Origin of the sequence: Hoylesella pleuritidis, from assembly GCF_963541955.1 — a bacterium.
Lineage (GTDB): Bacteria > Bacteroidota > Bacteroidia > Bacteroidales > Bacteroidaceae > Prevotella > Prevotella pleuritidis.
Genome location: NZ_CAUTUT010000010.1, coordinates 1 through 25,851 on the forward strand (window position 1 = coordinate 1; position 25,851 = coordinate 25,851).

The window sequence follows — 25,851 nt, forward strand, 5'->3', positions numbered from 1 at the left end:
AAGATCTTCTCTTTCCATTCGCAGATAAATGATAGAGTCGCTTTTCGGTTACTTTCTTATTCCGAACTGGCGTATCATATACACAATTCCTGAAACTGATTCTTGTTTTTGCTTTGATACGTTTACTCAAAAAATATCTCTATTCTACCAATGGAAAGGACGAAAAAAGCGTTGTCAATGTACAAGGACTCGACAACGCTTATAATTTTAATAACCAATGGTATTTTTTCTGCGGAAGGTGAGGGATTCAAACCCCCGATACCCGAAAGGGGTATACCGGATTTCGAGTCCAGCGCATTCGGTCACTCTGCCAACCTTCCTTGCGACTGCAAAAGTAACAAAAAACGACGATTCTACAAAATAAAAAGCCTAAATTATCTCCGAATAAATTCATTCAAAGGATAATTTCTGCAATTTATGACGAAGTTGTTCAGCTTCAGACTGTCTAATAGAAAGTGTTATCGTACACGTATTGTCGAAATTCTGACTGAGAATTTTGGGAGACATTTCTTTCACAATACGCATTACATCGTTCATCATCGGATAGGTAAAAGTATAAGTTATTATCTCTTCAATCTGTTGTCGAATTATTTCTGAATGGGCAATTGCGTCGGCAGCAGCTGTTCGATAAGCCATTATCAAGCCGCCTGTACCTAAATTAATACCCCCGTAATAGCGCACAACGACGATTAGGATGTTTGACAATTCGTTGCTGTTGATTTGTCCTAAGATGGGTTTTCCTGCTGTGCCCGACGGTTCGCCGTCGTCATTGGCACGAAACGATGTGCGATTGGCTCCTAACATATAGGCATAACACACGTGACGGGCATTATAATATTTTTTCCGATAATGGTCTAACAGCGATTTGATTTCTGTTACCGAATCTACATTATGTGCAAAGGCGAGAAATTTACTCCGCTTTTCGGAGTAAAATCCCTCGCCTATCTTACTTGATATGGTCTTAAATTCGTCAATCACGAAATGTGAGACTTCTCGTTGCGTTATGACAATTTATGAATAATTAATCCTGAACGTAATTTCGGTTCAAACCAAGTGGCTTTCGGTGGCATAATTTTTCCACTGTCGGCAATATCCATAATCTGTTTCATTGATACCGGATAGAGAGCTAAAGCCATCTTCATTTCACCGCTGTCAACACGTCGTTTCAGTTCTTCCAAGCCTCGGAGGCCACCTACAAAATCGATTCGCTTATCCGAACGTAGGTCTTTAATACCAAGTAGCTTATCCAAAATGAGACGTGAAGAGATGTCTACATCTAATATACCGATAGGATCGGCATCGTTGTAAGTTCCCTTTTTAGCTATGAGACTATACCATTTACCGTCCAAATACAAGGAGAATTCGTGTAACTGAGCAGGTCTGTATGGTTCTGTTCCTTTACATTCTACTTCAAAATCGTTATGCAAAGCATTCAGGAACTCCTCTGAAGTCATCCCATTCAGATCCTTGACCACACGGTTGTAATCGAGAATCGTCAACTGAGAAGCTTGGAAGCATACAGCCATAAAATAGTTATATTCTTCCTTACCTGTGTGGTGTGGATTCTGTTTTGCTTTCTCTGCACCGACAAGTGCAGCAGCAGCAGAGCGATGATGCCCGTCGGCAATGTACAGACTTGGCATCTTGGCAAACTCTTTTGTGATTGCTTCGATATCTGCTTGATCGCTGATTACCCAGAACTGATGACGGAATCCATCGATAGGAGCAACGAAATCGTATTCGGGATGGGTAGAAGCATAACGCATAATAAGCGTATTCAGCACGTCATTGTCAGGATATGCAAAGAAAACAGGCTCAATATTAGCATTGTTCACACGAACGTGCTTCATACGATCTTCTTCCTTATCACGACGCGTTAACTCGTGCTTTTTGATTACGCCATTGAGATAATCATCCACATAAGCACCTACGACGAGCCCATATTGAGTCTTGCTATTCATTGTCTGTGCATAAATATAATATTGTTCTTTATCGTCTTGCACAAGCCAACCTTTCTCTTGGAAAGCCTTGAAGTTCTCGGCAGCTTTCTCGTAAACACGAGGATCATACTCGGAAGTTCCCTGCTCGAAATCTATTTCAGGTTTAATAATATGATAGAGGCTCATCTCATTGTTACCGGCTTCAACTCGTGCCTCTTCTGATTCCAATACATCATAAGGACGAGATTCTACTTTTTCAACAAGGTTTTTAGGCGGGCGAACCCCTTTAAACGGTTTAATTGTTGCCATAATTTGATTTACTTAATTTACTTGGAACTTTGTACAGCCATCTTTGAAAAAGGCATTAATCTGTTTGGCAGCAGCAATACCAGCATTGTTATTGGCCTCAGCAGTCTGAGCTCCCATCTTCTTTGGGGTGCTGAAATAACGTCCTTCAAACTTGCAGAATTCTGCATCGGCATCGGGCTTGATATCCGTAACGAATTTCAAATCGTCGCGATCAGACAATAATTTGAGCAATTCCGGTTCGTTGATAACTTCTTTCCGTGCTGTGTTGATGAGGATTCCGCCTTTCTTCATCTGGTTAACCAGCGCATAGTTAATGCTGCCTTTGGTTTCAGGAGTTGCAGGAATATGGAGAGAAATCACGTCGCATGTCTTGAACAGTTCGACTTGATCAGCAACGGAATGTACTCCGGCTTCCTCGATCACATTTGCAGGACAGAACGCATCATAAGCATATACGTCCATACCGAAACCTTTTGCCACACGTGCCACATTGCGACCCACGTTACCGAAAGCAAGAATACCTAATTTCTTGCCCATCAATTCCGTACCCGATTTACCGTTGAAGAAATTACGGACAGCATAAACCAACAGGCCGAATACAAGTTCAGCAACAGCGTTGGAGTTCTGTCCCGGCGTGTTTTCTACAACAACGCCCTTGGTCTTTGCATAGGCAGTATCGATCGAGTCGTAACCGGCACCGGCACGAACAACGATTTTCAACTGCTTAGCTGCATCAAGTACGGCAGGCGTAACCTTATCGGACCGCACGATCATTGCATCGGCATCTTTTACGGCATCAAGCAATTGCTGAACGTCCGTATACTTTTCCAGGAGTACTAATTCGTGACCGGCACCCTCAATCTCTTTTCTGATTCCATTGACAGCGGTTGAAGCGAACGGCTTCTCCGTAGCTACTAATACTTTCATAGCAATCTTTTGTTTCTTGGGTTAATAATTTGTGAAAGAGATATGGCTCGGAACAACATCCTCCCCATATCTCATTACTATTTCAATTAGTGTGCAGCTTCAAATTCCTTCATTGCTTTCACCAATTCCCGAACGCCATCAACAGGCTGTGCGTTGTAGCAACTTGCACGGAAACCACCTACTGAACGGTGTCCCTTGATGCCGACCATACCGCGCTCTGTTGCAAATTCAAAGAACGGTTTTTCTAATTCTTTGTACTCATCGTTCATTACGAAACAGATATTCATCCGTGAACGGTCTTCTGCTTTCACTGTTCCACGGAAGAGTTTGTTGCGATCAATCTCTCCGTACAGCAATTCTGCACGTTCATTGGCAAGCTTATCCATTGCCTCAACACCGCCATTTCTCTTGATCCAGCGTAATGTTTCCAGAGCCGAATAGATAGGAACAACAGGTGGCGTATTAAACATCGATCCTTTTTCTACGTGTGTGCGATAATCCAACATCGTAGGAATCTCACGCGGAGCACGCCCTAATTTGTCATCCTTTACAATAATAAAGGTTACGCCGGCCATAGCCAAATTCTTTTGAGCACCACCATAAATACAATCGTATTTAGCCACATCGACTGGCCGACTGAAAATATCCGAAGACATATCGCCGATCAATGGCACACTCACTTCGGGATCTTTGCGCCATTCGGTACCATAGATGGTATTATTGGTCGTGATGTGTAGGTAGTCGACATCTGACGGAACGGTCCATCCTTTGGGGATGTAAGAGAAATTGGCATCAGCAGATGATGCAAGCTCTAATGCCTCACCAATACGCTTTGCCTCTTTCAGCGCCTTGTTAGCCCACGTACCTGTGTTGATGTACGCAGCCTTTTTAATTAAGAAATTACAAGGAACCTGATAGAATTGCAAGGATGCACCACCACCCAGGAAGATAACAGAGTAACCTTCGGGGATAGAAAGTAACTCCTTGAATAGGGCTACTGCCTCATCCAAAACAGGTTGGAAATCTTTTGCTCTGTGGCTGATCTCCATCAAAGAAAGTCCACTGCCGTTGAAGTCTAAAATTTGTTTGGCTGTGTTTTCAATTACTTCGCGCGGAAGAATTGATGGACCTGCATTGAAATTGTACTTTTTCATCTAATTGTTCTTTAAGTTAACGTGTGACAATATGTTTATCAATACTCTGCTGCGAAATTACACTTTAAATTTGATATACGCAAATATTTCAGCAAGATTTTAGCAAAATGATTTCTTATTTCCATAATTTATCTGAATAAAAAGGGAAAGTGATAAGATATTAAGGATTTGAATAAAAAAGGTAGATTAATATAATAAAAACAGATATCATATTTATTCAGAGAATCTACGATACAAAAAGGAATTTTGATTAACGGCTTTTTACTTTGCGTTTAATGGCTAATTTTAATGTGATTAACCGTTAAACGCGCGGTGATTGATTGCTAAATGCGCTCCGATTTATCGCTGGTGACAAGATGTATTTTTAATAAAATAAGTTACCAAACACTTGTGGAATCAAAAAAATAGGTGTAATTTTGCAACGGTAAAAAATTACGTCATAGATTGATTATGAAGAAATCACTTATTCTATTTGTCTCATTTGCATTTCTCTTGTTGATTTGCAGTTGTGCCGGCAGTAAAAAGGTTGCGTATCTCCAAAATGCAGATGTTGCCAGTCTGGCCGATTCCAAAGGTTTGTATGATGCACGGATTATGCCGAAAGATATGCTTACGATTACCGTGAGCACGATTACACCGGAAGCTGCAAAGCCTTTTAATCTTACTGTTGCCAACACATCTGAGTCGGGGGCAGCATCAAGTGGCTCGCAATCTTACCTGGTTGACAATGACGGTAATATCAATTTTCCTGTTGTGGGACATGTCCACGTAGTCGGATTGACGAAGAGTCAGTGTCAGGATTTGATTCGTGACAAGGTGAAACCTTATTTAGCCGAGACAGAAAATCCTGTGGTGACTGTACGAATGTCGAGTTATCGGGTTACGGTTACCGGAGAAGTGAACCGTCCAGGTGTCTTTCCTGTAACGACAGAAAAGATAAGTGTGCTTGAAGCTTTGGCCTCAGCAGGTGATCTGACGATATATGGCAAGCGTGATAATGTGATGTTAATCAGAGAGGATGTAACCGGTGAGAAAAGTATTCATCGGTTGAATCTCAATGATGCAAATCTTATCAATTCTCCTTATTATTATTTACAGCAAAATGATATTGTGTATGTTGAGCCGAATAAAGTGAAAGCCAGTGGATCAAGTATTGGTCCGTCGACAACACTATGGTTCTCGTTTCTGGGGATAGTAACCTCGGTAGCAGCATTAGTTGTCAATATTGTGAGAAAGTAATGATTTAAAAAGAATATGTAAAAATGAAAAAATGAAAGAAAGACCAAGCGGGATCGACATTTCATTTTTTCATTTTTTTATTTATAAACGTTCGTTATACACAGTTTGAAAATATCAGAAACAGGAGAATGATATGGAGCCTTTGAAACACGAATGCGGTGTGGCGATGGTGCGATTGCTGAAACCATTAGAGTTTTATAAGCAGAAATACGGCACGTGGAAGTATGGACTTAACAAGCTCTATCTGATGATGGAGAAGCAGCATAACCGTGGGCAGGAAGGTGCAGGATTAGCTTGTGTGAAGCTAGACGGCGTTCCTGGCAAGGAGTATATGTTTCGCGAGCGTGCCGAAGGAGCCAATGCCATTACCCAAATCTTTGCCAATGTTCATAAGAGTTATGGCGAGTGGCCGGCCGAACAGATTGAGGATGCCGAGTTTGCACGCTATGATCTACCTTTTGCCGGTAATCTCTATATGGGCCATCTGCGTTATTCTACTACGGGAAAGAGCGGCCCCAGCTATGTACATCCGTTTTTGCGTCGTAACAATTGGCGTGCAAAGAACCTGTGTTTGTGCGGCAATTTCAATATGACCAATATCGACGAGATATTCAATAAATTAACGCTGCAAGGCCAATCTCCCCGCAAATACAGTGACAGTTATATTATGCTGGAGTTGATGGGGCATCGATTAGACCGCGAAGTAGAGCGAAATTTCATCGCGGCGAAGACTGCTGGGTTTCAGAATGCAGATATTACGCGTTATATTGAAGATCACGTGGAGATGAGCAATGTGCTCAAAAACACCATGGCTGACTTCGATGGAGGGTATGTGGTGTGTGGAATCACGGGCAGCGGAGAATTTTTCTCAATGCGAGACCCGTGGGGCATTCGACCGGCTTTTTATTATATGAACGACGAAATCGTAGTTCTGGCCAGCGAACGCCCCGTTTTACAGACCACATTCGACCTTGAATGCGATGATATTCGCGAGTTGGAGCCGGGGCAAGCTCTATTTGTTCGGCGTAACGGAGCGTGTCATTTAGAGCAGGTTTTACCGCAACGGGGAGACGCAAAATGCTCTTTTGAGCGTATCTATTTCAGTCGGGGATCGGACCGCGATATCTATAAAGAGCGCAAAAAGTTGGGCGAACAGCTTACGGATGGCATCTTGCGAGCCGTAGATTACGATACAGAACATACCGTGTTTTCGTTTATTCCTAATACGGCCGAGGTGGCTTTCTATGGTATGTTGAATGGTTTCAAACGCTATGTCAATGATCAGAAGATTGCGAAAATAGAACATTTAGGGCATATTCCGACGCACGAGGAGTTGGAAAAAATTATCCACGAGTATGTGCGTAGTGAAAAGGTAGCGTGGAAAGACATTAAGTTGCGTACCTTTATCACCGAAGGTAACTCGCGAAACGACTTGGCTTCGCACGTCTATGACGTTACTTACGAAAGTATCGAACATCATCGAGACAATTTGGTGATTATCGACGACAGTATTGTTCGTGGTACAACGCTTAAAGAAAGCATTCTTCGCATTCTCGACAGGCTACATCCCAAGAAGATTGTCGTGGTGAGCAGTGCGCCGCAAATTCGTTATCCTGACTATTATGGCATAGATATGCCGCGGTTAGAAGAGTTTTGCGTGTTCCGCGCTACCATTGAATTGCTGAAAGACAGAGGAATGCACGACTTGGTAGACACCACTTATCGAAATTGCCAAGACGAACTAATGAAATCCAAAGAACAAATGCGCAACTGCGTGCGAGATATTTATGAGCCTTTCAGTGTTAAAGAAATCAACGAGAAAATTGTTGAAATGTTGCGTCCCGAAGATGTCAAGACGCCGGTAGAACTTGTTTATCAGTCGCTTGAAGGCTTACGGACAGCCCTTCCTCAGCACAAAGGTGACTGGTATTTTACGGGTAAATATCCTACGCCTGGCGGTACAAAGCTGTGCAATCAAGCTTTTATTAATTTTGTTGAGAACGTTTATCAGTATGAACAGAAATTCTAATCAAGAACAATGAAGAACGTAACGTTAGTCTTAGAAGACGGTACTCGCTTCTGCGGTAAATCATTCGGATACGATACCCCGATAGCAGGCGAAGTGGTTTTCAATACTGCAATGACCGGATATCCCGAGAGTTTGACCGATCCTTCGTATGCAGGACAATTGATGGTAATGACTTATCCGTTAGTGGGTAACTACGGCGTACCGCCGTTTTCAATCGAGCAGGACGGTATTCCGATCTTTATGGAGGGTGAAAAGATATATGCTTCTGCGCTAATCGTGTCAGATTACAGCGCGTGTTATTCGCATTGGAATGCCCAAGATTCGTTGGCCGGCTGGTTGAAACGTGAACACGTGCCCGGAATTACGGGTGTCGATACCCGCGAACTAACTAAGGTGCTACGTGAACACGGTGTGATGATGGGGCAAATTATCTTTGATGATGAACCCGATAATATTCCGACAGCCCACTATGAGGGTGTTAATTTTGTCGATCAAGTGAGTTGCAAGGAAGTAATGACATACCATACTGGAGCGGGAAAGAAAGTGGTGCTCGTAGATTGCGGTGTGAAAGCCAATATCATTCGCTGTTTAATCAATCGCGGTGTGGAAGTAATTCGGGTACCTTGGAATTATGATTATACTACGATAGACTTCGATGGACTTTTTCTCGGAAATGGTCCCGGCAATCCCGATATGTGTGAAGAGGCTGTAACGATTCTTCGGAAACAACTCGATAGCAGCCGAAAACCCATCTGCGGAATATGTATGGGCAATCAGTTATTGGCCAAAGCGGGCGGTGCTTCTATCTATAAGTTGAAGTATGGGCATCGTTCTCACAATCAGCCTGTGCGTATGGTGGGTACCGACAACTGCTATATCACCAGTCAAAATCACGGCTATGCCGTAGATGCGACAACCTTAGGACAAGATTGGGAAGAGCTCTTCGTCAATATGAATGACGGTTCTAACGAGGGCATTCGCCACAAAACCAATCCTTGGTTTACATCGCAGTTCCACCCGGAAGCCTGTTCAGGACCGGTGGATACAGAGTTTATGTTCGATAAGTTTATTGAAAGTTTAAAGTAAGATACGATGAAAGACGAGAATATTAAGAAGGTATTGCTGTTAGGATCGGGAGCTTTGAAGATTGGAGAAGCTGGCGAATTTGATTACTCCGGCTCTCAGGCTCTCAAAGCTTTGCGTGAAGAAGGCGTTTATACGGTGCTTATCAATCCGAACATTGCTACGGTTCAGACCTCAGAAGGTGTTGCAGATCAAATCTATTTCCTGCCTGTTCAGCCTTATTTCGTTGAACGAGTGATCGAGAAAGAGCGCCCCGACGGTATCTTGTTGGCCTTTGGCGGACAGACAGCTTTAAATTGTGGTGTAGAGCTTTATCGATCGGGTGTTCTTGAAAAATATAACGTTCGCGTGCTCGGAACACCAGTCCAAGCCATTATGGACACCGAAGACAGAGAACTGTTTGTAGAAAAACTCAATGAGATTGACGTCAAGACGATCAAAAGCGAAGCCTGCGAAACGATCAGTCAAGCTCGTGAAGCCGCCGCACGTTTGGGTTATCCTGTTATCATTCGGGCAGCTTATGCTTTGGGAGGGTTAGGCAGTGGTTTCTGCGATAACGAAGACGAGCTGAATAAATTGGCTGAAAAAGCTTTCTCGTTTTCTCCCCAAGTGCTTGTTGAGAAGAGTTTGAAGGGGTGGAAAGAGATAGAATACGAGGTGGTACGAGACAGGTACGATAATTGCATTACAGTGTGCAATATGGAGAATTTCGACCCATTGGGTATCCATACAGGTGAGAGTATCGTCGTCGCTCCATCCCAAACGCTTACCAACAGCGAGTATCACAAGTTGCGGGCATTGTCTATCAAGATTATTCGTCATATCGGAATCGTGGGCGAATGCAACGTACAGTATGCCTTTGATCCCGCAAGTGAGGATTACAGAGTTATCGAAGTGAATGCCCGTTTGAGTCGTTCGTCGGCCTTGGCATCCAAAGCAACGGGCTATCCATTGGCTTTTGTGGCTGCTAAATTAGGTATGGGATATGGGCTTTTCGAGTTGAAGAACTCGGTAACGAAGACAACAAGCGCTTTCTTCGAGCCAGCTTTAGACTATGTTGTGTGTAAGATTCCGCGCTGGGATTTGAGCAAATTCCGTGGCGTAGACAAAGAGTTGGGGTCTTCGATGAAGTCGGTGGGCGAAGTAATGGCTATCGGTCGCAACTTTGAAGAGGCTTTACAGAAAGGACTTCGTATGATCGGGCAGGGTATGCACGGCTTTGTGGAGAATAAAGAGCTGGAAATCGACGACATCGATGCAGCCCTTCGAGAGCCTACCGACAAACGAGTCTTTATCATATCGAAGGCTATGCATAAGGATTATAGCATCGATCAGATACACGAATTGACGAAAATTGACAAATGGTTTTTGCAGAAACTCAAACATATCATCGATATCGACGAAGCATTGAAGCGTTGTACGAGTATCAATGTGTTAGATAAAGATTTGCTGCAAACTGCAAAATGCTATGGATTTACGGATTTCCAGATTGCCCGTGCGGTGGGGTTAGAGCGCGAATTGCACAATATGCACCGTGCGGCATTGGTAGTTCGTAGTCTGCGAAAGCGTTATGGTATTGTGCCTGTGGTTAAACAGATCGACACTTTGGCTGCGGAATATCCGGCTCAGACCAACTATCTTTATGTCACTTACTCCGGAATAAAGAGCGATGTGGCGTTTGTGCAGGATAAGCGGAGCATTATCGTGCTCGGTTCTGGTGCCTATCGCATCGGCAGTTCGGTTGAGTTCGATTGGTGCGGCGTGCAGGCTTTGAACACGATTCGCAAGCAAGGATACCGCTCGATAATGATTAACTACAATCCGGAGACCGTTTCTACCGACTACGATATGTGTGATCGGCTTTACTTCGACGAGTTAACTTTCGAGCGAGTAATGGATATTATCGATCTTGAAAGCCCTCACGGCGTGATCGTTTCAACCGGAGGACAGATTCCGAACAATCTGGCGATGTGGTTGGATGCTGAAAATGTGCCTATATTAGGTACTTCAGCACGAGACATCGACAATGCAGAAGACCGTGCGAAGTTCTCTGCAATGCTCACCGAACACGGCATTAACCAACCCGAATGGCGTGCACTCACATCGATGAATGACATTAATGAGTTTGTCGATAGGGTAGGATTCCCTGTGCTTGTACGTCCTTCGTATGTCCTTTCGGGTGCAGCGATGAACGTATGTTCCAATAACGAGGAGCTGGAACGCTTTTTGAAGCTGGCCGCCAACGTGAGTGAAGACCATCCGGTCGTGGTGAGTAAGTTTATCGAACACGCCAAAGAGATAGAGATGGACGCCGTAGCGCGTAACGGAGAGATACTTGCTTACGCAATCTCCGAGCACATCGAGTTTGCCGGTGTACACTCGGGCGATGCCACGATACAATTTCCGCCGCAGAAGATTTATGTAGAAACGGTACGACGAATCAAGCGTGTGAGTCGGCAGATTGCCCGGGCACTGCATATCAACGGCCCTTTCAACATTCAGTATATGGCGTGTGAGAACGATATTTTAGTTATTGAATGCAACCTGCGTGCATCGCGTTCGTTCCCGTTTGTGAGCAAAGTTCTGAAGCTGAATCTTATTGATCTGGCTACGAAAGTAATGCTCGGCATTCCGGTTGAAAAGCCCAATAAGAATCTCTTTGATCTCGATTATGTCGGTATTAAGGCCAGCCAGTTCTCTTTCAACCGCTTGCAGAAAGCCGATCCGGTGCTGGGTGTGGATATGGCTTCTACCGGAGAAGTGGGCTGTCTGGGTGATGATACCGATCAGGCACTCATCAAGAGTATGCTTTCTGTGGGGTATCGGGTCCCTAAGAAAACCATTTTGTTGTCGACGGGTGGGGCCAAACAGAAAGCAGAAATGCTCAACGCAGCCCGTACTTTGATGTCTAATGGATACGAACTTTTCGCTACCGGCGGTACATCTCAGTTTCTTTCAGAGAATGATATACCAAATACGCGTGTTTACTGGCCATCGGAAGAAGGTTGCCAACCGCAGGCTTTGGACCTACTTCACGGCCATCAGATTGATATGGTAGTCAATATCCCGAAGAATCTCACTGTCCACGAGTTGACCAATGGATATAAGATTCGTCGTGCGGCGATAGATCTGAACGTTCCGTTGATTACCAATACCCGTTTGGCCTCGGCCTTTATCCACGCCTTTTGCACATTGAGTCTCGACGACGTAGACATCAAGTCGTGGGCGGAATATTGATTCCTGAATCAGGCTTGTCCTCTGTTTTCCTTTAAACGGGAAAAAGGAAGACTTCATTTCATTTGTGGGGAAGATACGATTGGAAATCGAAGCCTATTCTTCTTATATCTTATTGATAGTCAGATAGATATAGGTTTGATTACAACTAACGGTTAAACGCATTGCGTTTAACCGTTAGTTGTAATGTGTTCAGCCGTTAATTGCAGTGCGTTCAGATGTCTTTCGCAAAGCGTCTGAATATTCTCCGTTTATGGTCTGCCATTATTCCTTGTATAAATTACTTGTTTTGGCCTTTCGATGAATGATAAACGGATAGGAGATAAACAAAAAGACCGCCGGACTTAGTCCGACGGTCAATCTCTCATTTTTCAGTTCGAGCTGATTACATAGCAGCAGCAGAGTCAGCAGCAACTGAATCAACAGCCATAGAATCACTTGCCATAGAGTCAACAGCAACAGTGTCAGAGTCTGCGTTTGCAGCAGGAGCTGCTGTTTTGTTACCACAAGATGCGAAAGAGATCGCTGCAATAGCTACGAACATTAAAACTAATTTCTTCATTTCTTCTTTGCTTTTTAAATCTGTAAAACAATCGTTTGTTTATTAAAACACTGCAAAGGTAAGTATTTTTTCGATACGAAACTCATCTTTTAAGCGTTTTTTTTGTATCGCGTTGTAACTTTTTTCTAATTGGTTGATACACAGAACTATATGATAAGTAAATAATAGTTAAATCCTAATGTGCTTCAAAATTCGGAACTATTCGCCGTCGTTTTCCGAACAATTGTCGTACCTTTGCAAAGAGAATGAGTAGGTTTACGGGTGAACAAGTTGACAGATTAACGAGTGAATGGCCTTGTTTACTCGTTTACTGGTTCACTCGTAAACTCTATATATAATAAGGTATAACAGATGATTGATACTTCCGCCTTTCAGGGTAAGGTAGCGGCATACTTCACATTAGGGTGTAAACTCAACTTCTCAGAGACTTCGACGTTCGGTCAAATGCTTCAAGATATGGGCGTGCGAACGGCTCAGAAGGGTGAGCACGCCGATATTTGCCTGATCAATACGTGCTCGGTGACCGAGGTGGCTGACCATAAATGTAGACAAGCCATTCATCGGATGGTGCGCGAGAATCCGCATTCTTTTGTCGTGGTGACGGGTTGTTATGCCCAATTAGAGGCCGAAACGGTGAGTAAAATCGATGGTGTAGATCTCGTTTTAGGCAGTAATGAGAAGGCTAATCTCATTCAATTCCTCTCCGAAGCGTGGAGTAGGGGACGTGAAAAGCAGGCTTTGCACGAGTTTCATTCAGTGCGGACGAAAGATATCCGGGCATTTGCGCCTTCGTGTTCGCGTGGCAATCGTACCCGTTATTTCCTCAAGGTGCAAGACGGATGTAATTATTTCTGCACCTATTGCACCATTCCTTATGCTCGCGGATTCAGTCGAAATCCTTCTATTGCATCATTAGTGGCGCAGGCCGAACAAGCTGCCCGTGAGGGCGGAAAGGAAATTGTACTTACCGGAGTGAATATAGGCGACTTCGGAATTACTACCGGTGAGCGGTTTATCGACCTGGTTCGGGCGCTCGATCAGGTTGAAGGCATCCGGCGTTTTCGCATCAGTAGTCTTGAACCCGACCTTCTCGACGATGCGCTTATCGATTATTGCGCCCATAGCCGAGCGTTTATGCCACATTTCCATATACCTTTGCAGAGCGGCAGCGACGAGGTCTTGCGGTTGATGCACCGTCGGTATGACCGGGCATTGTTCGCTCATAAGATTGCGCTTATTAAGGAACGAATGCCCGATGCCTTTATAGGTGTAGATGTGATGGTGGGCAGTCGCGGCGAAAAGCCTGAATATTTTGAAGACTGTTATTCGTTCTTGGCGAGTTTAGATGTTACCCAATTGCATGTCTTTCCATACAGCGAGCGCCCCGGCACCAGTGCACTCTCTATCCCGTATGTGGTAAATGATAAAGACAAGAAGTTGCGCTCTAAACGCCTTTTGGCTCTGTCGGATGAGAAGATACAGGCTTTTTATGCTACACATATCGGTCAACAGGCCGAAGTTTTGTTTGAAAAGGCCGCCCGAGGAAAGGCGATGCACGGTTTTACTAAGAATTATATTCGTGTCGAATTGCCGCCATCAATGGCCCGGGAAGAGTATGACAATCAGCTGATCGACGTGACCTTAGGTGAGTTTAATCACGATCGGTCGGCTCTAAAAGCGATATTATGAAATTGGCCATCGTCATTTTGAATTGGAACGGGCGTGCAATGTTGGCCCAATATCTACCCACCGTGATGGAGTATTCACGTGGTGAGGCCACCGTTTACATTGCTGACAATGCCTCGACAGACGATTCTATGCAGCTAATTCGCAATAAATTTCCTGCGTGCAAACCCCTTTTGCTGGATCAAAATTATGGTTTTGCCGAGGGTTATAACCGTGCTTTAAAGCAGATAGAGGCTGATTATTACTTGCTGTTGAATAGTGATGTAGAGGTAACTCACCATTGGCTTACACCGCTGTTAGAGTTTATGGATGCGCATCCTGATGCTGCTGCGTGCCAGCCTAAGCTGTTGTCTGAACGGGATAAAGACCGTTTTGAGTATGCGGGAGCGGCTGGCGGCTATTTGGACAAATACGGTTATCCGTTCTGTCGGGGGCGAATCTTCGACACGGTAGAGGCCGACAATGGTCAATATGACTACAATACGGAGATTCTTTGGGCCTCAGGTGCTTGTCTTCTCATACGAAGTAAAGACTATTGGGAAGTCGGTGGTTTAGATGCTCGTTTTTTTGCGCACAACGAAGAGATTGATCTCTGTTGGCGATTAAGACTGATGGGGCGCAAGATTTATTGCGTTCCTGATAGTTATGTTTATCACGTAGGAGGGGGAACGTTGCCCAAAGGCAATCCGATAAAGACTTTTCTCAACTTCCGTAACAATCTGACGATGCTTTATAAGAATCTGCCTGAAAACGAACTGAGGACTGTTATGCGGATGAGATGGTTCTTAGACTATCTCGCTGCATTTCAAACGCTACTCTTAAATGGTAATATCGGCGACTTCAAGGCGATTTTCCGAGCACGCAAGGCGTTTAAGAAATGGCTGCCAGAATTTAAAGACGACCGTGCAGAAATCCAACGTCGGCGTATCATTGGGCGTGTAGTAGAGCGACGTCCGTATAGCATCCTCTGGCAGTATTATGTGCGGGGGCGCCGCCAATTCTGTGAGTTGATTTGACAGATTGTTTGAATCCCATTTCTCATTTGCATCTTTTTATGTTCCGATTAACCGTTAGTTACACGATGATTAACACTTACTTAGAAGATGATTAACGGTTAATTAAGAATTGAGTCTGTATTAATTGAATATCAGTAAGTTACATTAATAAGTGCTCTAAGGCCGGAATATGGATTCGGCCACGATAAAGCGTGAGCAAATTTTCGGCTTGCAGCGCATTCAAAACAATGGAAATATTCAGCCGACTATCATTCAACTCGTGAGCTAATTGTATCATTTTAATCGTGATACGCTTCTCGCCAGCCGGCCTGAGACTGTGCATTTCGAAGAATCGGATAAGCCTTCCGCGGAGATCGGATGGCTGTCGACGCCACGGCCGACGCTCTGCCCGTTGTAAATTCGTGGCTATCCGATTCATCAGATTCAATCGGAAGATGATGAATTGATCGATAAGTTTCGTTGTTTCAGCCTTGTCCAAAGCAATCAGACAGCAATCAGTCTTAGTCGTATAAGTATGTGTAAACCGTTGGGTGAGTCCAAACAAGCGCTCGGGTTGAATCAAATCGGGTGCTGAAAGCGTTTCCTCGAACGTATAACTGCGGTCATCGGCAATGGTTTCGACAGTCAATGCGCCGCTCATCAGGCAGTAAAGTTGATCGCAAATATCGCCATCCTTAACGAGTAAACGGCCTGCTGATAGTTTGTGAAACCCTATTTTGGTGTGCCCGACAACCAAAGTGAGATCATCGTGACTCATTCCTTGAAACAGCGGGAGCTGTAACAGTTTATCATATAGCTGTACATTGCCGTCCATCACGCCGTCTTTTACATTACGGTTTACTCAAAATCTTATCTTTCATAGAGGGTGAAAACCACACGGCATTATGTCCTCGGGCATCCGAATAGATGAAATACGCCATCAGTTCGGGATGTCGTTCCAATATCTTTCGTGCTCCGTCGAGTCCCGACACCATAAAAGACGTGGCATAAGCATCGGCCGTAGCACAGTCTTTGGCTATCACCGTAGCCGACAGAATATTGTGTTGCACAGGGTAACCAGTCTTCGGATCAATGGTGTGTGCATACTTTTTACCGCCCTTATAATAAAAGTTACGATAGTTCCCACTGGTTGCCATCGCTCTGTCTGTTATGTTCAAGACGGTCTGAAGCTCCTGATTTACGCTGAGAGAATCGTCTGTCGGCTTGGTCACTCCGATACGCCAAGGCAACCGTTTGTCGTTAATACCACTCGTAACAACCTCGCCTCCGATCTCAACCATAAAGTTATTGATTCCCCGACTGCGCAAAAAGCGGGCCACAACATCGCTTCCGTAGCCCTTAGCAATGGCACTGAAATCGAGCATAATACGTGGATCGGCTTTGCGAATATGGCCGTTTTGCAGACTTACTTTCTGATAACCCACTAACGACCGAATACTATCGACGACGTGCCGAGTAGGTTTTACGCCACTTTTAAAGCCGAATCCCCACACGTTTACAAGTGGAGCGACGGTAATGTCAAATGCTCCGCTGGTTTCTTTCGACACGTTTTCGGCCAATCGAAACACTTCCTCGAACATTGGGTCGACTGTAATGGCCTCGTTACGATTGATTCTCGAAATTGTCGATTGCTTATTGAACATAGACATCGAAGCGTCTACGCGATTGAGTTCGGCCACGATTTCGGCATTCAGATCTTTGTCATTCTGATAAGTTATGTTGTAAATCGTGCCGAAAATAAATCCCGTGTCGTGTTGGTACGGCATCGAACGCTGCTGCCGGATGATGAGAATGGTGCCGACAATCAGAGCTGCTAAGAAAGGGATTTGCCATAAAAGGCGTTTACGTTGTTTATTAAACATACTTTAAAAGGTGAAAAGTGAAAGAGTGGAAAGGTGAAAAGAATACGCGACTAAGTTATAATTCGACAATGATATTGAATGTTCCGCCTAATCGCGAGTTGCTACCTTTACCGAATCCGGGTACATACCAAGCATTACCGAACTGTCCTTCGCGATGAAATAGACGACGTTTGTAACGCACACTCCAACCCAATCGCACTGGCCCCCACAACTTGGCGTCGATTCCGGCCACTGCTTCTAACCAGTGATAAGAACAACTTACACCGTGCGCTTCAAACTCCACGTGTTCCCGCCAGACAGGATCTGTAATGCCGGGACTGTCTACATCATACTTGAATGACGTAAAGGCGTAACGGAATCCGGTATAAAACCGATAGATATCGTGCTTATTTTTCATCACATTGAAGTCTAAACCGGCACGCGCATAGGGTGCACGCGCTTTGTAAGCGAGCCGTGTTGCCACATCATTTGCATCGGCTTTGCCGTATCCGAGTTCAAAAACGGGGAAGTATTTATCTTTTAAATTCACGCGCAACGCAGCCTCGTACTGACCGTAATCACCAAAAGTGAGTTGTGCAACCCCCACTAAATCGGCCGAGACTGCAATGCCTCGAAACAGCGGAATGGTATCGGGCTGATGCGCAATGATCTTTCGTTGGCGTTGCGCCGACACTGAAACGCAGCACAAAAGCAGCAGACTAAGGACGCTTACCCTTGAAAAATATGAGGAAATGAGTGGTTGTCGCATCATAATTTACCGTTGAGTTGTTGAGCACTATCGAGTCGATCCGATGGCGAGTATATCTTACACCCTTGATAGTATGAAATATAGCAGGGTTACAGTCGACAGCTTCGAAGTGGGGATGGTCTTCTTTTCGTACCCTCACAGTGTCTCGATGAATCACGCGATTGGTATCTTTCATCTCGAAAAAGAACACATCTTCTTCCCTACGATAGCTCATCGGAAGCAAGAAACTGTCTTTTTTCACATCCTTGTTAATCAATATTGAGTCTTTACCCAAAGCTGTTGTCGTGTAAATTGTCAATGTATCAGCCAGTGTTTTGACGTTGCCCGCCAACTTATACTTGGTAAAAACACGACTGTTCAAAGGACAATCTATCGACGAACAGGCAGCCAACAACAGTGCCGAAGCAATGAAAACGATCAGTTTCCGCATCTGATTTCCTCCTCTATTTGATAGTCATTGCGACTCTGTGACGTACGACTGACGAGATCGCCGATGAATCCTGCAAGGAACAATTGCGTGCCGATCATCATCATTGTCAATGAGATGTAGAAATAAGGAGAATCTGTTACCAACCGCTGCGGTATGCCTTGGGACAGCGCCCACAACTTATCGGCACCGATGACAAGCGTTGCCAGCAGGCCGATGAGAAACATAATCGTACCCAAAAAGCCGAAAACATGCATCGGTTTTTTGCCGAAATTGCTGAGAAACCACAGTGTGATGAGATCTAAGTAACCGTTGAAAAAACGATTCAAACCGAACTTCGACTTGCCGTATTTACGTGCCTGATGGTGCACAATCTTCTCACCGATCTTGCAAAAGCCTGCATTCTTGGCCAAGTAAGGAATGTAACGGTGCATCTCGCCATACACTTCGATATTCTTCACCACATCCCGTCGATACGCTTTCAGTCCGCAATTGAAGTCGTGCAGATTGCGAATGCCGCTGATTCGGCGTGCTGTTGCGTTGAAGAGTTTCGTAGGAAGTGTCTTTGAAAGCGGGTCGTAGCGCTTCTCCTTATAACCCGATACGAGGTCGAATCCGTCTTCCTTAATCATCCGATAGAGCTCGGGTATCTCGTCGGGAGAGTCTTGTAGGTCGGCATCCATAGTGATAACGACATCGCCCTGTGCTTCTTTGAATCCGCAATAAAGAGCCGGACTCTTGCCATAATTACGCCGAAACTTAATGCCTTTCACGCAATCTTCCTTACGGCTAAGCGTTTCTATCACTTGCCAAGAGCGATCCGTAGACCCGTCATTGACGAAAATTACCTCGAAACTAAATCCTTTCGCCTGCATCACTCGCTCGATCCAAGCATACAGTTCGGGCAAAGATTCCTCCTCGTTATATAAGGGAATGACAACTGATATATCCATATTCTAATTGCTTTACTTGATTTTCGGGCTCCCGTAATGCGTCTTTCGCATACACACGGCAGCTATCGGCAGACTCAAAACAAGACCAATAAAGATGTTCTGCATCATAAACATAAAGGCGAGTTGTATCGGAGTGAGCGATCCGAACATTGCAATCGCATTCTGAATCTCTGTCTCCTGTAAGCCTTGCGCCTTGTAAATCGGTATCAGAATCTGTGCCGTTTCGTTCATCAGTTGTATCAATACACCGTGATCCAAAAACTTAAAATAAAGATATTGAACTACGGCAAAGAGCACCGCTGCATAGAAAAACGTGTACCAGGAATAAGCAAGCGCCCTGCGAAAAGAGATGATTCCATCAAGGGCATAATTGCGAAACTTGATTAATCGCCATCCGATGATAAAGGGCGTAGCGATGGCCAAGAGACTGCCATAGGGCGTCTGAGAACTCAAAAGGGTTAAAGCAAAACTCGCCGTCCACGTCAGAGCCACAATCGCTCCATCCTGTCGCGCGAAAGCTTTCAGCTGAATCAATGCTTGAGATATAGTCATATTCATTGGCAAAATTACGCAAATTATCTCACATATAACAATTGATAATTGATAATTAACAATTAATTTTTGCCGACAGAATTGCAGATAAAAGCACAAAAAGATAATTCTCAAAACACAATCAAAACTGGTTATATATACATCTGCAACAAACGGCTTTACGATTAACGGTTAAACGCACACCAAAAAGCCGTTAAACGGAACTCGATTAACGGTTAATCGTAAGACATTTAACCGTTAATTGAAAGACCTATCATATATAACTGATTTTCAGATATATACAAAATAACATTCTATTCTCTTTCAAATGAAAGAAAGACAAGAGTAAGACTATTTCCTATCTCAACTGTTTTTCTTATAGCTTTGCACCGCCCACACATTGATTGCGGCAGCAAATGCGATGAGAACGATGAGTTGCGGGATAATACTCGACAGACTGCCGCCCCGCACAAAGACCGTACGGATAGCATCGATGAAATAACGAAGCGGATTGACAAACGTGAGATGACGGGCCCAGTTGGGCATACTCGCAATGGGAGTAAACAATCCGCTGAGGAGCATCAGACACACCATCAAGAACCACATTACTAACATCGCCTGCTGCATAGCATCACTATAATTGGAAACTATCAGTCCTAAACCGCTGAAGACGAATGCCAACAGAATGATCAAAACGTAAACCGAGAAGACGCTTCCATTGGGAGTAATGTCATAAACACCCCAAGACAGAAGCAGACATACTGTTGCAACAAACAGCGCAATGAACCAATAAGGAATGAGTTTGGCTAAAATGAAAGTGCCTTTATGTACCGGGGTCACATTGATTTGCTCGATAGTACCCTTCTCTTTCTCACTAACTATGTTGAGTGCAGGGATAAATCCGCAAAACATGACAGTCAGAAGAGCTAACAAAGCAGGAATCATATAAACCTTATAATCCTTGTTCGGGTTGAAGATCGGCAATGTAGCAACAGGAGAAGGGGCCGTTGTTACAGTAGTCTCGGCCCGTTGTCGATAGACAATATTAGCCAAATAAGCCGATCCGATACTGCCTTTCGTTCCGTTGACAGCATTGGCGGCGATGAGTACTTGCGGCTGTCGACCGCTGACGAGATTGCGTTCATAATGCGGCGGGATAACCATTGCAATGTCAATATCGCTTTTTTCGATTCCGTGTAACGCCTCAGCATAAGTTCCATACACGCCTTTGAACTTGAAATAAGGCGACACCACGATTCGATTTGTCAACTGTGCAGACACCGTAGAATGATCATTATCGACGACACTAATGCCAATATTTTTCACTTCCAGTGTCGTAACCCATGGCACGACACACATAATAACAATGGGAAATATAACGATCAACCGCAGCAGGAACGGATTATGCCGTATTTGAATGAACTCTTTCCAGATGAGATATTTTAGTATCATTGCAGTCGAATTTTAAATTTTGCCAAAGCAACAGTCATTATCACCGCTGCCATTGACAATAAGACGAACAGTTCTTGACGGATAAACTCAAAACCAACACCCATTATCATCAGTTTGCGAATAGCCGAAATGTACCATCGGGCGGGCACAATAGCTGACAGATATTGCAGAATGGCAGGCATACTCTCGATAGGATAAATCATTCCTGACAACATCAGATTGGGCAAAAGCAATACCATTCCCGAGAGCAAGAGTGCTGCCAACTGCGTGTCGGCAATGATACTGATGAGCAATCCCAATGCCAACGCCAGCAATATATATAATAAGGAGAGGCCGAAAAGGGCCCACAGACTGCCTGTAAGAGGCACGGCGAGAACATATTTGGATATGACCAAAATACTGATCAGAATACCGATGGAGAGCAACATATAAGGAATAGCCTTGGCAATAATGATGACTATTGGGCGAACGGGCGATGCCAAGAGAACTTCCATCGTGCCTCGCTCTTTCTCACGAACGATACTTACCGAAGTCATCATTGCACAGATAAGAATCAGAAGCATACCCATTATACCGGGAACAAAATTATAAGCGCTCTTCATTTGCGGATTATAGAGCAGTCTGCTGTTGACAGGCGGCACTGTCTTGACCGCTGCTGGCGATGCGAGTGCCACCGAAATAATCTGCTGTGTATACACATTCTGCATCTCACCCGTGTTAGGATCGGTGTAATCGGTAATGAGTTGAATACCCGCCGTAGCATCATAGCGATGGTTTGCAAAGCCGGGCGTGAAAGCAACAGCCATATCTGCTTTGCGTGCAACGATGAGTCCGTGGGCCTCTTCGGGCGTACCCACACAGTGAGTCACAGTAAAATATTCCGACGCATTAAGTCGGTCGATGATCTGTTGAGTGCGATTGCCCATTGAAGAAGTCACGACCGCAAGGTTCACATTCCGCAAATCGGTGCGTATGGCGAAACCGAACAGCAACATCATTACCACCGGCATACCGAAGAGTATCAGCATTGTGCGCCGGTCGCGAGTGATATGGCGGGTCTCTTTGATGATAAACGAGAGTGTGGGAGACATCTTATGAGTTAGTGAGTTTTGTGAGTTGATGAGTTGGTGAGTTGATAAGTCTGTGAGTTTATAAGTTTTTAAATTGATGAGTGACTCATACGCGGGTTGCTTGTCGCGCTAATTTCGTGAACACTCCATCCATATCCGTACAGCCGTAAGCTTGTTTCAGGGCCGCAGGCGAATCCATTGCGCGGATCTTTCCATCGACCATTATCGAGATTCTATCGCAATATTCGGCCTCGTCCATATAGTGTGTGGTCACAAAAACGGTAATTCCGCGGGCGGCAGCAGCATAAATCAGCTCCCAGAAAGAGATGATACGATCGTCTTGTTTGAGACCTTCGCGCAGATCGTTGATGATTCCGTTGACACTCGCAGACAGTAAATGGGTGTTGAAAAGGAATATTTCGCGGTCATTATCCACCTGCTGTTGCTGTACAGACAACTTGCGCAGATTATTGCGGCGCGTGTAAAATGGCGTGATGTCCCAACTCAATGTGAGTCCCGCCGCAAAGAATTTGTCTTGCACCAAACTCATCATTCGGTTATGATAGGCCGCCAACCCGAAGGCGCTCAACTTCGGGCGGAGTTGCGTGTCGAGCACCTTGCGCTGTGCATCGATCATTCTTTGTCGGGCTACAAAGGCCGCCAACTCTGGCCGTTGTGTCGATATTGCATGCTGTTCTCTTATTTCCGATGGGTGTTTCAAAACAATTGTATCGGCCAACTCGCGACCAATGAATAACCCCAACATTGTGAGATAAGCACGGCGCGACGCTCGCAAACTCGTCGTCTGTTGCTCGGCTCGCACTTGTTCTACTGCTACCGCATCTATATCCGACTGATTGGCAATGCCTCCCCGCAACATTCCGTCCACCGTTTTGCGGCTCAATGCAAGATCGTTTTGCAGCAATTCGCTACGTTGGAGTTGTGCATCAAGCATCAGAATGCCGAAAAACAGCTCATTCACTCGGCTACGGATATCATACATCGTTACGTCTGTCGCTCTACTTTCAGCCTCAGTTTGCCGTCGCACCACACGTTTCGTGGCCGCTACTGTACCACCATCGTAAATTAATTGGTTCACTTGTACGTTGGCCATCAACAGATGATTCTTCATCTCTCTACCTGCAACTGCTTGCAACGCAATAGGCAATCGGAGCAGATCTGTGAACAAACCGGCTGTTGTCCCAACCTTTATTTGTGGCAGATATGCTTTCGATAGGTTGCTCACATCATAATTACGATGTAGCATAATCAGATTATATCGCTTGATGGCAGGATAATTGTCATGTGCCATTTGTTGACAGTCGGCTATTGAAAGTTGTGCAAATACTTTTATGGTCACCATTAACCCGAATACGATCGTTAATTTCCTTTTCATCGTCTTTCCTTTGAATAATCATTGCAAAAATAGCCCTTTTCATACGTACATTCGTTATCCATTCTACACGAATAATGTTCTTTTCGTAGTAAATACTTTCTTTTTTGTATCGAATCTTCTGTTCTCAGGGAACAATAAAATCTCGTTTATGTGTAAATTGAGAGCATAAAAGTGTAACTTTGTACACCAAACCCGTATAGAATAAATAGTACTGACGAACGGAAAGGAGTTGGAACAATGATTGACAAACAACCACAACGTATCTCGTTCTCGCTTTTCAGAGAACTCGTTGAAAAGAATATGCATGATCCTCACTTCACATCTTTCCTCGGACACGACTTCGCTATGGTGAAAAATATGGTTCGAGTATTGAAGAATATCTTTGAAACAGGGATTCCGATGCGGTTTGACGATATGCGTATTGGATATATCAAATCGGGCGAAACAGATGTCATTCTCAATCTTCAACCCTTTCATGTGACACAGGGAATGCTCGTATTTATCGGTAGTGACAGTATTATGCAGGTCGAACGATGCTCAGACGATCTCGATCTCGAAGGCTTTACTATCACAACTGAACTGCTCAACACTATTATGCGAGGGCAGATTCCATCACCGTTACTAATCAGAATGCAGGGCGAAATGTTTATACCGACAGTTGATGAGATAACAATGTATCGAAAAATCTTTTCTTTATTATGGGAAATCGTGCATCAGGCAGAAAGCAACAACGAAACGGTCAAAAACCTTATGGCTGCACTGATCCATTATTTCAGCACGCTATATGAAAAGTATACGGCTACGATAGAGAAACAACAAACACACGAACGCGAGCTGTTCGACAGTTTTATTCGATTGGTCAACCAATCAAATGGCCGTCAACGACATCTCGAATATTATGCCGATCGATTGCATCTCACTCCGCGTTACCTCGGAACACTGATCAAACAAGTGAGTGGAGTTGCTGCAAAAGAATGGATCAACCGTGCTACGGTGATGGAAGTAAAAGTTTTATTGCGCCACAGTACGCTGCAAATCTCGCAGATTGCCGATCTGTTAGATTTCCCGACAGATAGCTTTTTCTGCAAATATTTCAAACGACTCACAGGAATTACGCCCCGAGAATATCGGGAATTGAGAATTGAAAATCGAGAAATGAAAAATGGATAAAAACAAGATGATATATAAAAGCCCCTTTGAGTTCCTTCCTTCGGGGAAGAGGCGCGGAAGAATTTTGTTTATTATTCTGCCCATTCTCATTGCCGTTCTTTTCACACTCAATCTCATTGTGGGACCGATCCGGATTCCGCCGGCTGACGTCTGGACCGTTCTTACAGGCGAAAACGGGGTGAAAGAGAGTTGGCGATACATCATTCTGGAATCTCGGTTGCCGCAAGCCGTTACAGCAATTCTATGTGGGGCTGCCTTATCTGTAAGCGGATTGATGTTGCAAACAGCATTCCGTAATCCGTTAGCAGGCCCTTCTGTCTTCGGAATTACGAGCGGAGCAGGACTCGGTGTGGCAGTGGTAATGCTGCTATTGGGAGGTAATGTAAGTATTGGCGTGCTGAATTTGTCGGGATTTTTGGCTGTATTGGTCGCTGCATTTACAGGTGCGATGTTAGTAACAGGCATCATTTTTTTGTTTTCTTCACTTGTTCATAACGGAATAATGCTGCTGATCATCGGTCTAATGATCGGTTATCTGGCTTCCTCGGCAGTATCGTTGCTCAACTTTTTTGCTACTGAACAGGGTGTCAAGTCTTATATAATGTGGGGAATGGGAGACTTTGGTGGTGTGTCGATGACACAGCTTCCTATCTTTATTACCATCATCATAGTAGGACTTTTGGCTTCATTTACGATGATCAAACCACTTAACGCTTTGCTGCTTGGCGAACAATATGCTGAGAATCTGGGCATAAATACAATTCGTGTACGCAATTATTTGTTAGTAATTACAGGCTTGTTGACAGCCATAAGCACAGCTTTTTGCGGACCGATTGCTTTTATCGGCTTAGCCGTTCCACACATTGCCCGTCTCGTTTTGTCTACCGAGAATCACTATTCGCTATTGCCTGTCACAATACTCATCGGTTCTACTGTGGCATTGTTGTGTAATCTTCTCTGTTGTCTGCCCGCAGACGGAGGAATAATCCCACTGAATGCCGTAACGCCCCTCATCGGTTCTCCTGTTATTATTTATGTTATCGTGAAGCGTTCATAAGAAATA

Annotated in this window: 22 protein-coding genes and 1 tRNA gene; 8 read left to right on the forward strand and 15 right to left on the reverse strand. The window is 44.5% G+C overall.

Features of this window, described 5'->3' with window-relative positions; translation table 11 throughout:
- Positions 1–232: 232 nt before the first annotated feature.
- The 5 genes from RWY97_RS05515 to serC all read right to left on the reverse strand — a co-directional run bounded on the left by RWY97_RS05515 (position 233) and on the right by serC (position 4,330).
- Positions 233–320: transfer RNA gene (locus tag RWY97_RS05515), tRNA-Ser, on the reverse strand.
- Between the two features lie 70 nt (positions 321–390).
- Positions 391–978, reverse strand: coding sequence for an IMPACT family protein (locus tag RWY97_RS05520; protein ID WP_314077542.1), 588 nt, complete (start codon positions 976–978; stop codon positions 391–393).
- 23 nt (positions 979–1,001) lie between these two features.
- A complete protein-coding gene (locus RWY97_RS05525) occupies positions 1,002–2,249 on the reverse strand; it encodes a DUF1015 domain-containing protein (protein WP_315566004.1) in 1,248 nt (415 codons plus the stop codon).
- Positions 2,250–2,261: 12 nt separating this feature from the next.
- A complete protein-coding gene (locus RWY97_RS05530) occupies positions 2,262–3,176 on the reverse strand; it encodes an NAD(P)-dependent oxidoreductase (RefSeq protein ID WP_315566005.1) in 915 nt (304 codons plus the stop codon).
- Positions 3,177–3,262: 86 nt separating this feature from the next.
- Positions 3,263–4,330, reverse strand: coding sequence for a 3-phosphoserine/phosphohydroxythreonine transaminase (serC, locus tag RWY97_RS05535; RefSeq protein WP_315566007.1), 1,068 nt, complete (start codon positions 4,328–4,330; stop codon positions 3,263–3,265).
- A 450-nt stretch (positions 4,331–4,780) separates the two neighbouring features.
- Here serC and RWY97_RS05540 point away from each other — a divergent pair, with 450 nt between their 5' ends.
- The 4 genes from RWY97_RS05540 to carB all read left to right on the forward strand — a co-directional run bounded on the left by RWY97_RS05540 (position 4,781) and on the right by carB (position 11,918).
- Positions 4,781–5,569: a polysaccharide biosynthesis/export family protein gene (locus RWY97_RS05540; protein ID WP_315566009.1), complete on the forward strand. Its 789-nt coding sequence runs from the start codon at positions 4,781–4,783 to the stop codon at positions 5,567–5,569.
- Positions 5,570–5,702: 133 nt separating this feature from the next.
- Positions 5,703–7,598: an amidophosphoribosyltransferase gene (locus RWY97_RS05545; RefSeq protein ID WP_315566011.1), complete on the forward strand. Its 1,896-nt coding sequence runs from the start codon at positions 5,703–5,705 to the stop codon at positions 7,596–7,598.
- A 9-nt stretch (positions 7,599–7,607) separates the two neighbouring features.
- Entirely contained in the window at positions 7,608–8,684 is a 1,077-nt protein-coding gene (carA, locus tag RWY97_RS05550) for a glutamine-hydrolyzing carbamoyl-phosphate synthase small subunit (RefSeq protein WP_315566012.1), read from the forward strand.
- Positions 8,685–8,690: 6 nt separating this feature from the next.
- Positions 8,691–11,918 (forward strand): carbamoyl-phosphate synthase (glutamine-hydrolyzing) large subunit, encoded by a 3,228-nt coding sequence (gene carB, locus RWY97_RS05555; RefSeq protein WP_315566014.1) that lies wholly within the window; start codon positions 8,691–8,693, stop codon positions 11,916–11,918.
- A gap of 382 nt (positions 11,919–12,300) precedes the next feature.
- Here carB and RWY97_RS05560 read toward each other — a convergent pair whose 3' ends face one another.
- The gene (locus RWY97_RS05560; RefSeq protein ID WP_196800776.1) at positions 12,301–12,477 is read right to left on the reverse strand and encodes a PG1828 family lipoprotein; all 177 of its coding nucleotides are present in this window, start codon (positions 12,475–12,477) and stop codon (positions 12,301–12,303) included.
- Between the two features lie 351 nt (positions 12,478–12,828).
- On the opposite strand from RWY97_RS05560, the gene mtaB reads away from it, so the two are divergent.
- Positions 12,829–14,166, forward strand: a complete 1,338-nt coding sequence (gene mtaB, locus RWY97_RS05565; RefSeq protein ID WP_315566016.1) for a tRNA (N(6)-L-threonylcarbamoyladenosine(37)-C(2))-methylthiotransferase MtaB — start codon at positions 12,829–12,831, stop codon at positions 14,164–14,166.
- Positions 14,163–15,179 carry a glycosyltransferase family 2 protein gene (locus tag RWY97_RS05570; protein WP_315566018.1) on the forward strand — a complete coding sequence of 339 codons (1,017 nt, stop codon included), beginning with the start codon at positions 14,163–14,165 and terminating at the stop codon, positions 15,177–15,179. Before mtaB ends, RWY97_RS05570 begins: the two co-directional genes overlap by 4 nt.
- Before the next feature lie 139 nt (positions 15,180–15,318).
- On the opposite strand, the gene RWY97_RS05575 is transcribed toward RWY97_RS05570, so the two are convergent.
- From RWY97_RS05575 to RWY97_RS05615, 9 genes are all read right to left on the reverse strand, one after another.
- A complete protein-coding gene (locus RWY97_RS05575) occupies positions 15,319–15,993 on the reverse strand; it encodes a Crp/Fnr family transcriptional regulator (protein ID WP_021583087.1) in 675 nt (224 codons plus the stop codon).
- 16 nt (positions 15,994–16,009) lie between these two features.
- Complete coding sequence (locus RWY97_RS05580) at positions 16,010–17,041, reverse strand: FAD:protein FMN transferase (RefSeq protein WP_315566021.1); 1,032 nt, start codon at positions 17,039–17,041, stop codon at positions 16,010–16,012.
- Positions 17,042–17,096: 55 nt separating this feature from the next.
- Positions 17,097–17,792 carry a DUF6048 family protein gene (locus RWY97_RS05585; protein ID WP_315566023.1) on the reverse strand — a complete coding sequence of 232 codons (696 nt, stop codon included), beginning with the start codon at positions 17,790–17,792 and terminating at the stop codon, positions 17,097–17,099.
- A complete protein-coding gene (locus RWY97_RS05590; protein ID WP_273176962.1) occupies positions 17,740–18,219 on the reverse strand; it encodes a DUF6452 family protein in 480 nt (159 codons plus the stop codon). Before RWY97_RS05590 ends, RWY97_RS05585 begins: the two co-directional genes overlap by 53 nt.
- On the reverse strand, positions 18,207–19,169 hold the full coding sequence (locus tag RWY97_RS05595; RefSeq protein ID WP_021583009.1) for a glycosyltransferase family 2 protein: 963 nt from the start codon (positions 19,167–19,169) through the stop codon (positions 18,207–18,209). The genes RWY97_RS05590 and RWY97_RS05595 overlap by 13 nt, the downstream gene beginning before the upstream one ends.
- 12 nt (positions 19,170–19,181) lie before the next feature.
- Positions 19,182–19,727, reverse strand: a complete 546-nt coding sequence (locus RWY97_RS05600) for a DUF4199 domain-containing protein (protein WP_021583145.1) — start codon at positions 19,725–19,727, stop codon at positions 19,182–19,184.
- A gap of 336 nt (positions 19,728–20,063) precedes the next feature.
- Positions 20,064–21,152: an ABC transporter permease gene (locus RWY97_RS05605; protein WP_315566025.1), complete on the reverse strand. Its 1,089-nt coding sequence runs from the start codon at positions 21,150–21,152 to the stop codon at positions 20,064–20,066.
- On the reverse strand, positions 21,149–22,243 hold the full coding sequence (locus tag RWY97_RS05610; protein WP_315566026.1) for an ABC transporter permease: 1,095 nt from the start codon (positions 22,241–22,243) through the stop codon (positions 21,149–21,151). The genes RWY97_RS05605 and RWY97_RS05610 overlap by 4 nt, the downstream gene beginning before the upstream one ends.
- A gap of 85 nt (positions 22,244–22,328) precedes the next feature.
- Positions 22,329–23,618 carry a TolC family protein gene (locus RWY97_RS05615; RefSeq protein ID WP_315566028.1) on the reverse strand — a complete coding sequence of 430 codons (1,290 nt, stop codon included), beginning with the start codon at positions 23,616–23,618 and terminating at the stop codon, positions 22,329–22,331.
- 237 nt (positions 23,619–23,855) lie between these two features.
- On the opposite strand from RWY97_RS05615, the gene RWY97_RS05620 reads away from it, so the two are divergent.
- Entirely contained in the window at positions 23,856–24,788 is a 933-nt protein-coding gene (locus RWY97_RS05620) for a helix-turn-helix domain-containing protein (RefSeq protein ID WP_315566030.1), read from the forward strand.
- A 7-nt stretch (positions 24,789–24,795) separates the two neighbouring features.
- Positions 24,796–25,845: an iron chelate uptake ABC transporter family permease subunit gene (locus tag RWY97_RS05625; protein ID WP_315566031.1), complete on the forward strand. Its 1,050-nt coding sequence runs from the start codon at positions 24,796–24,798 to the stop codon at positions 25,843–25,845.
- Positions 25,846–25,851 lie beyond the last annotated feature (6 nt).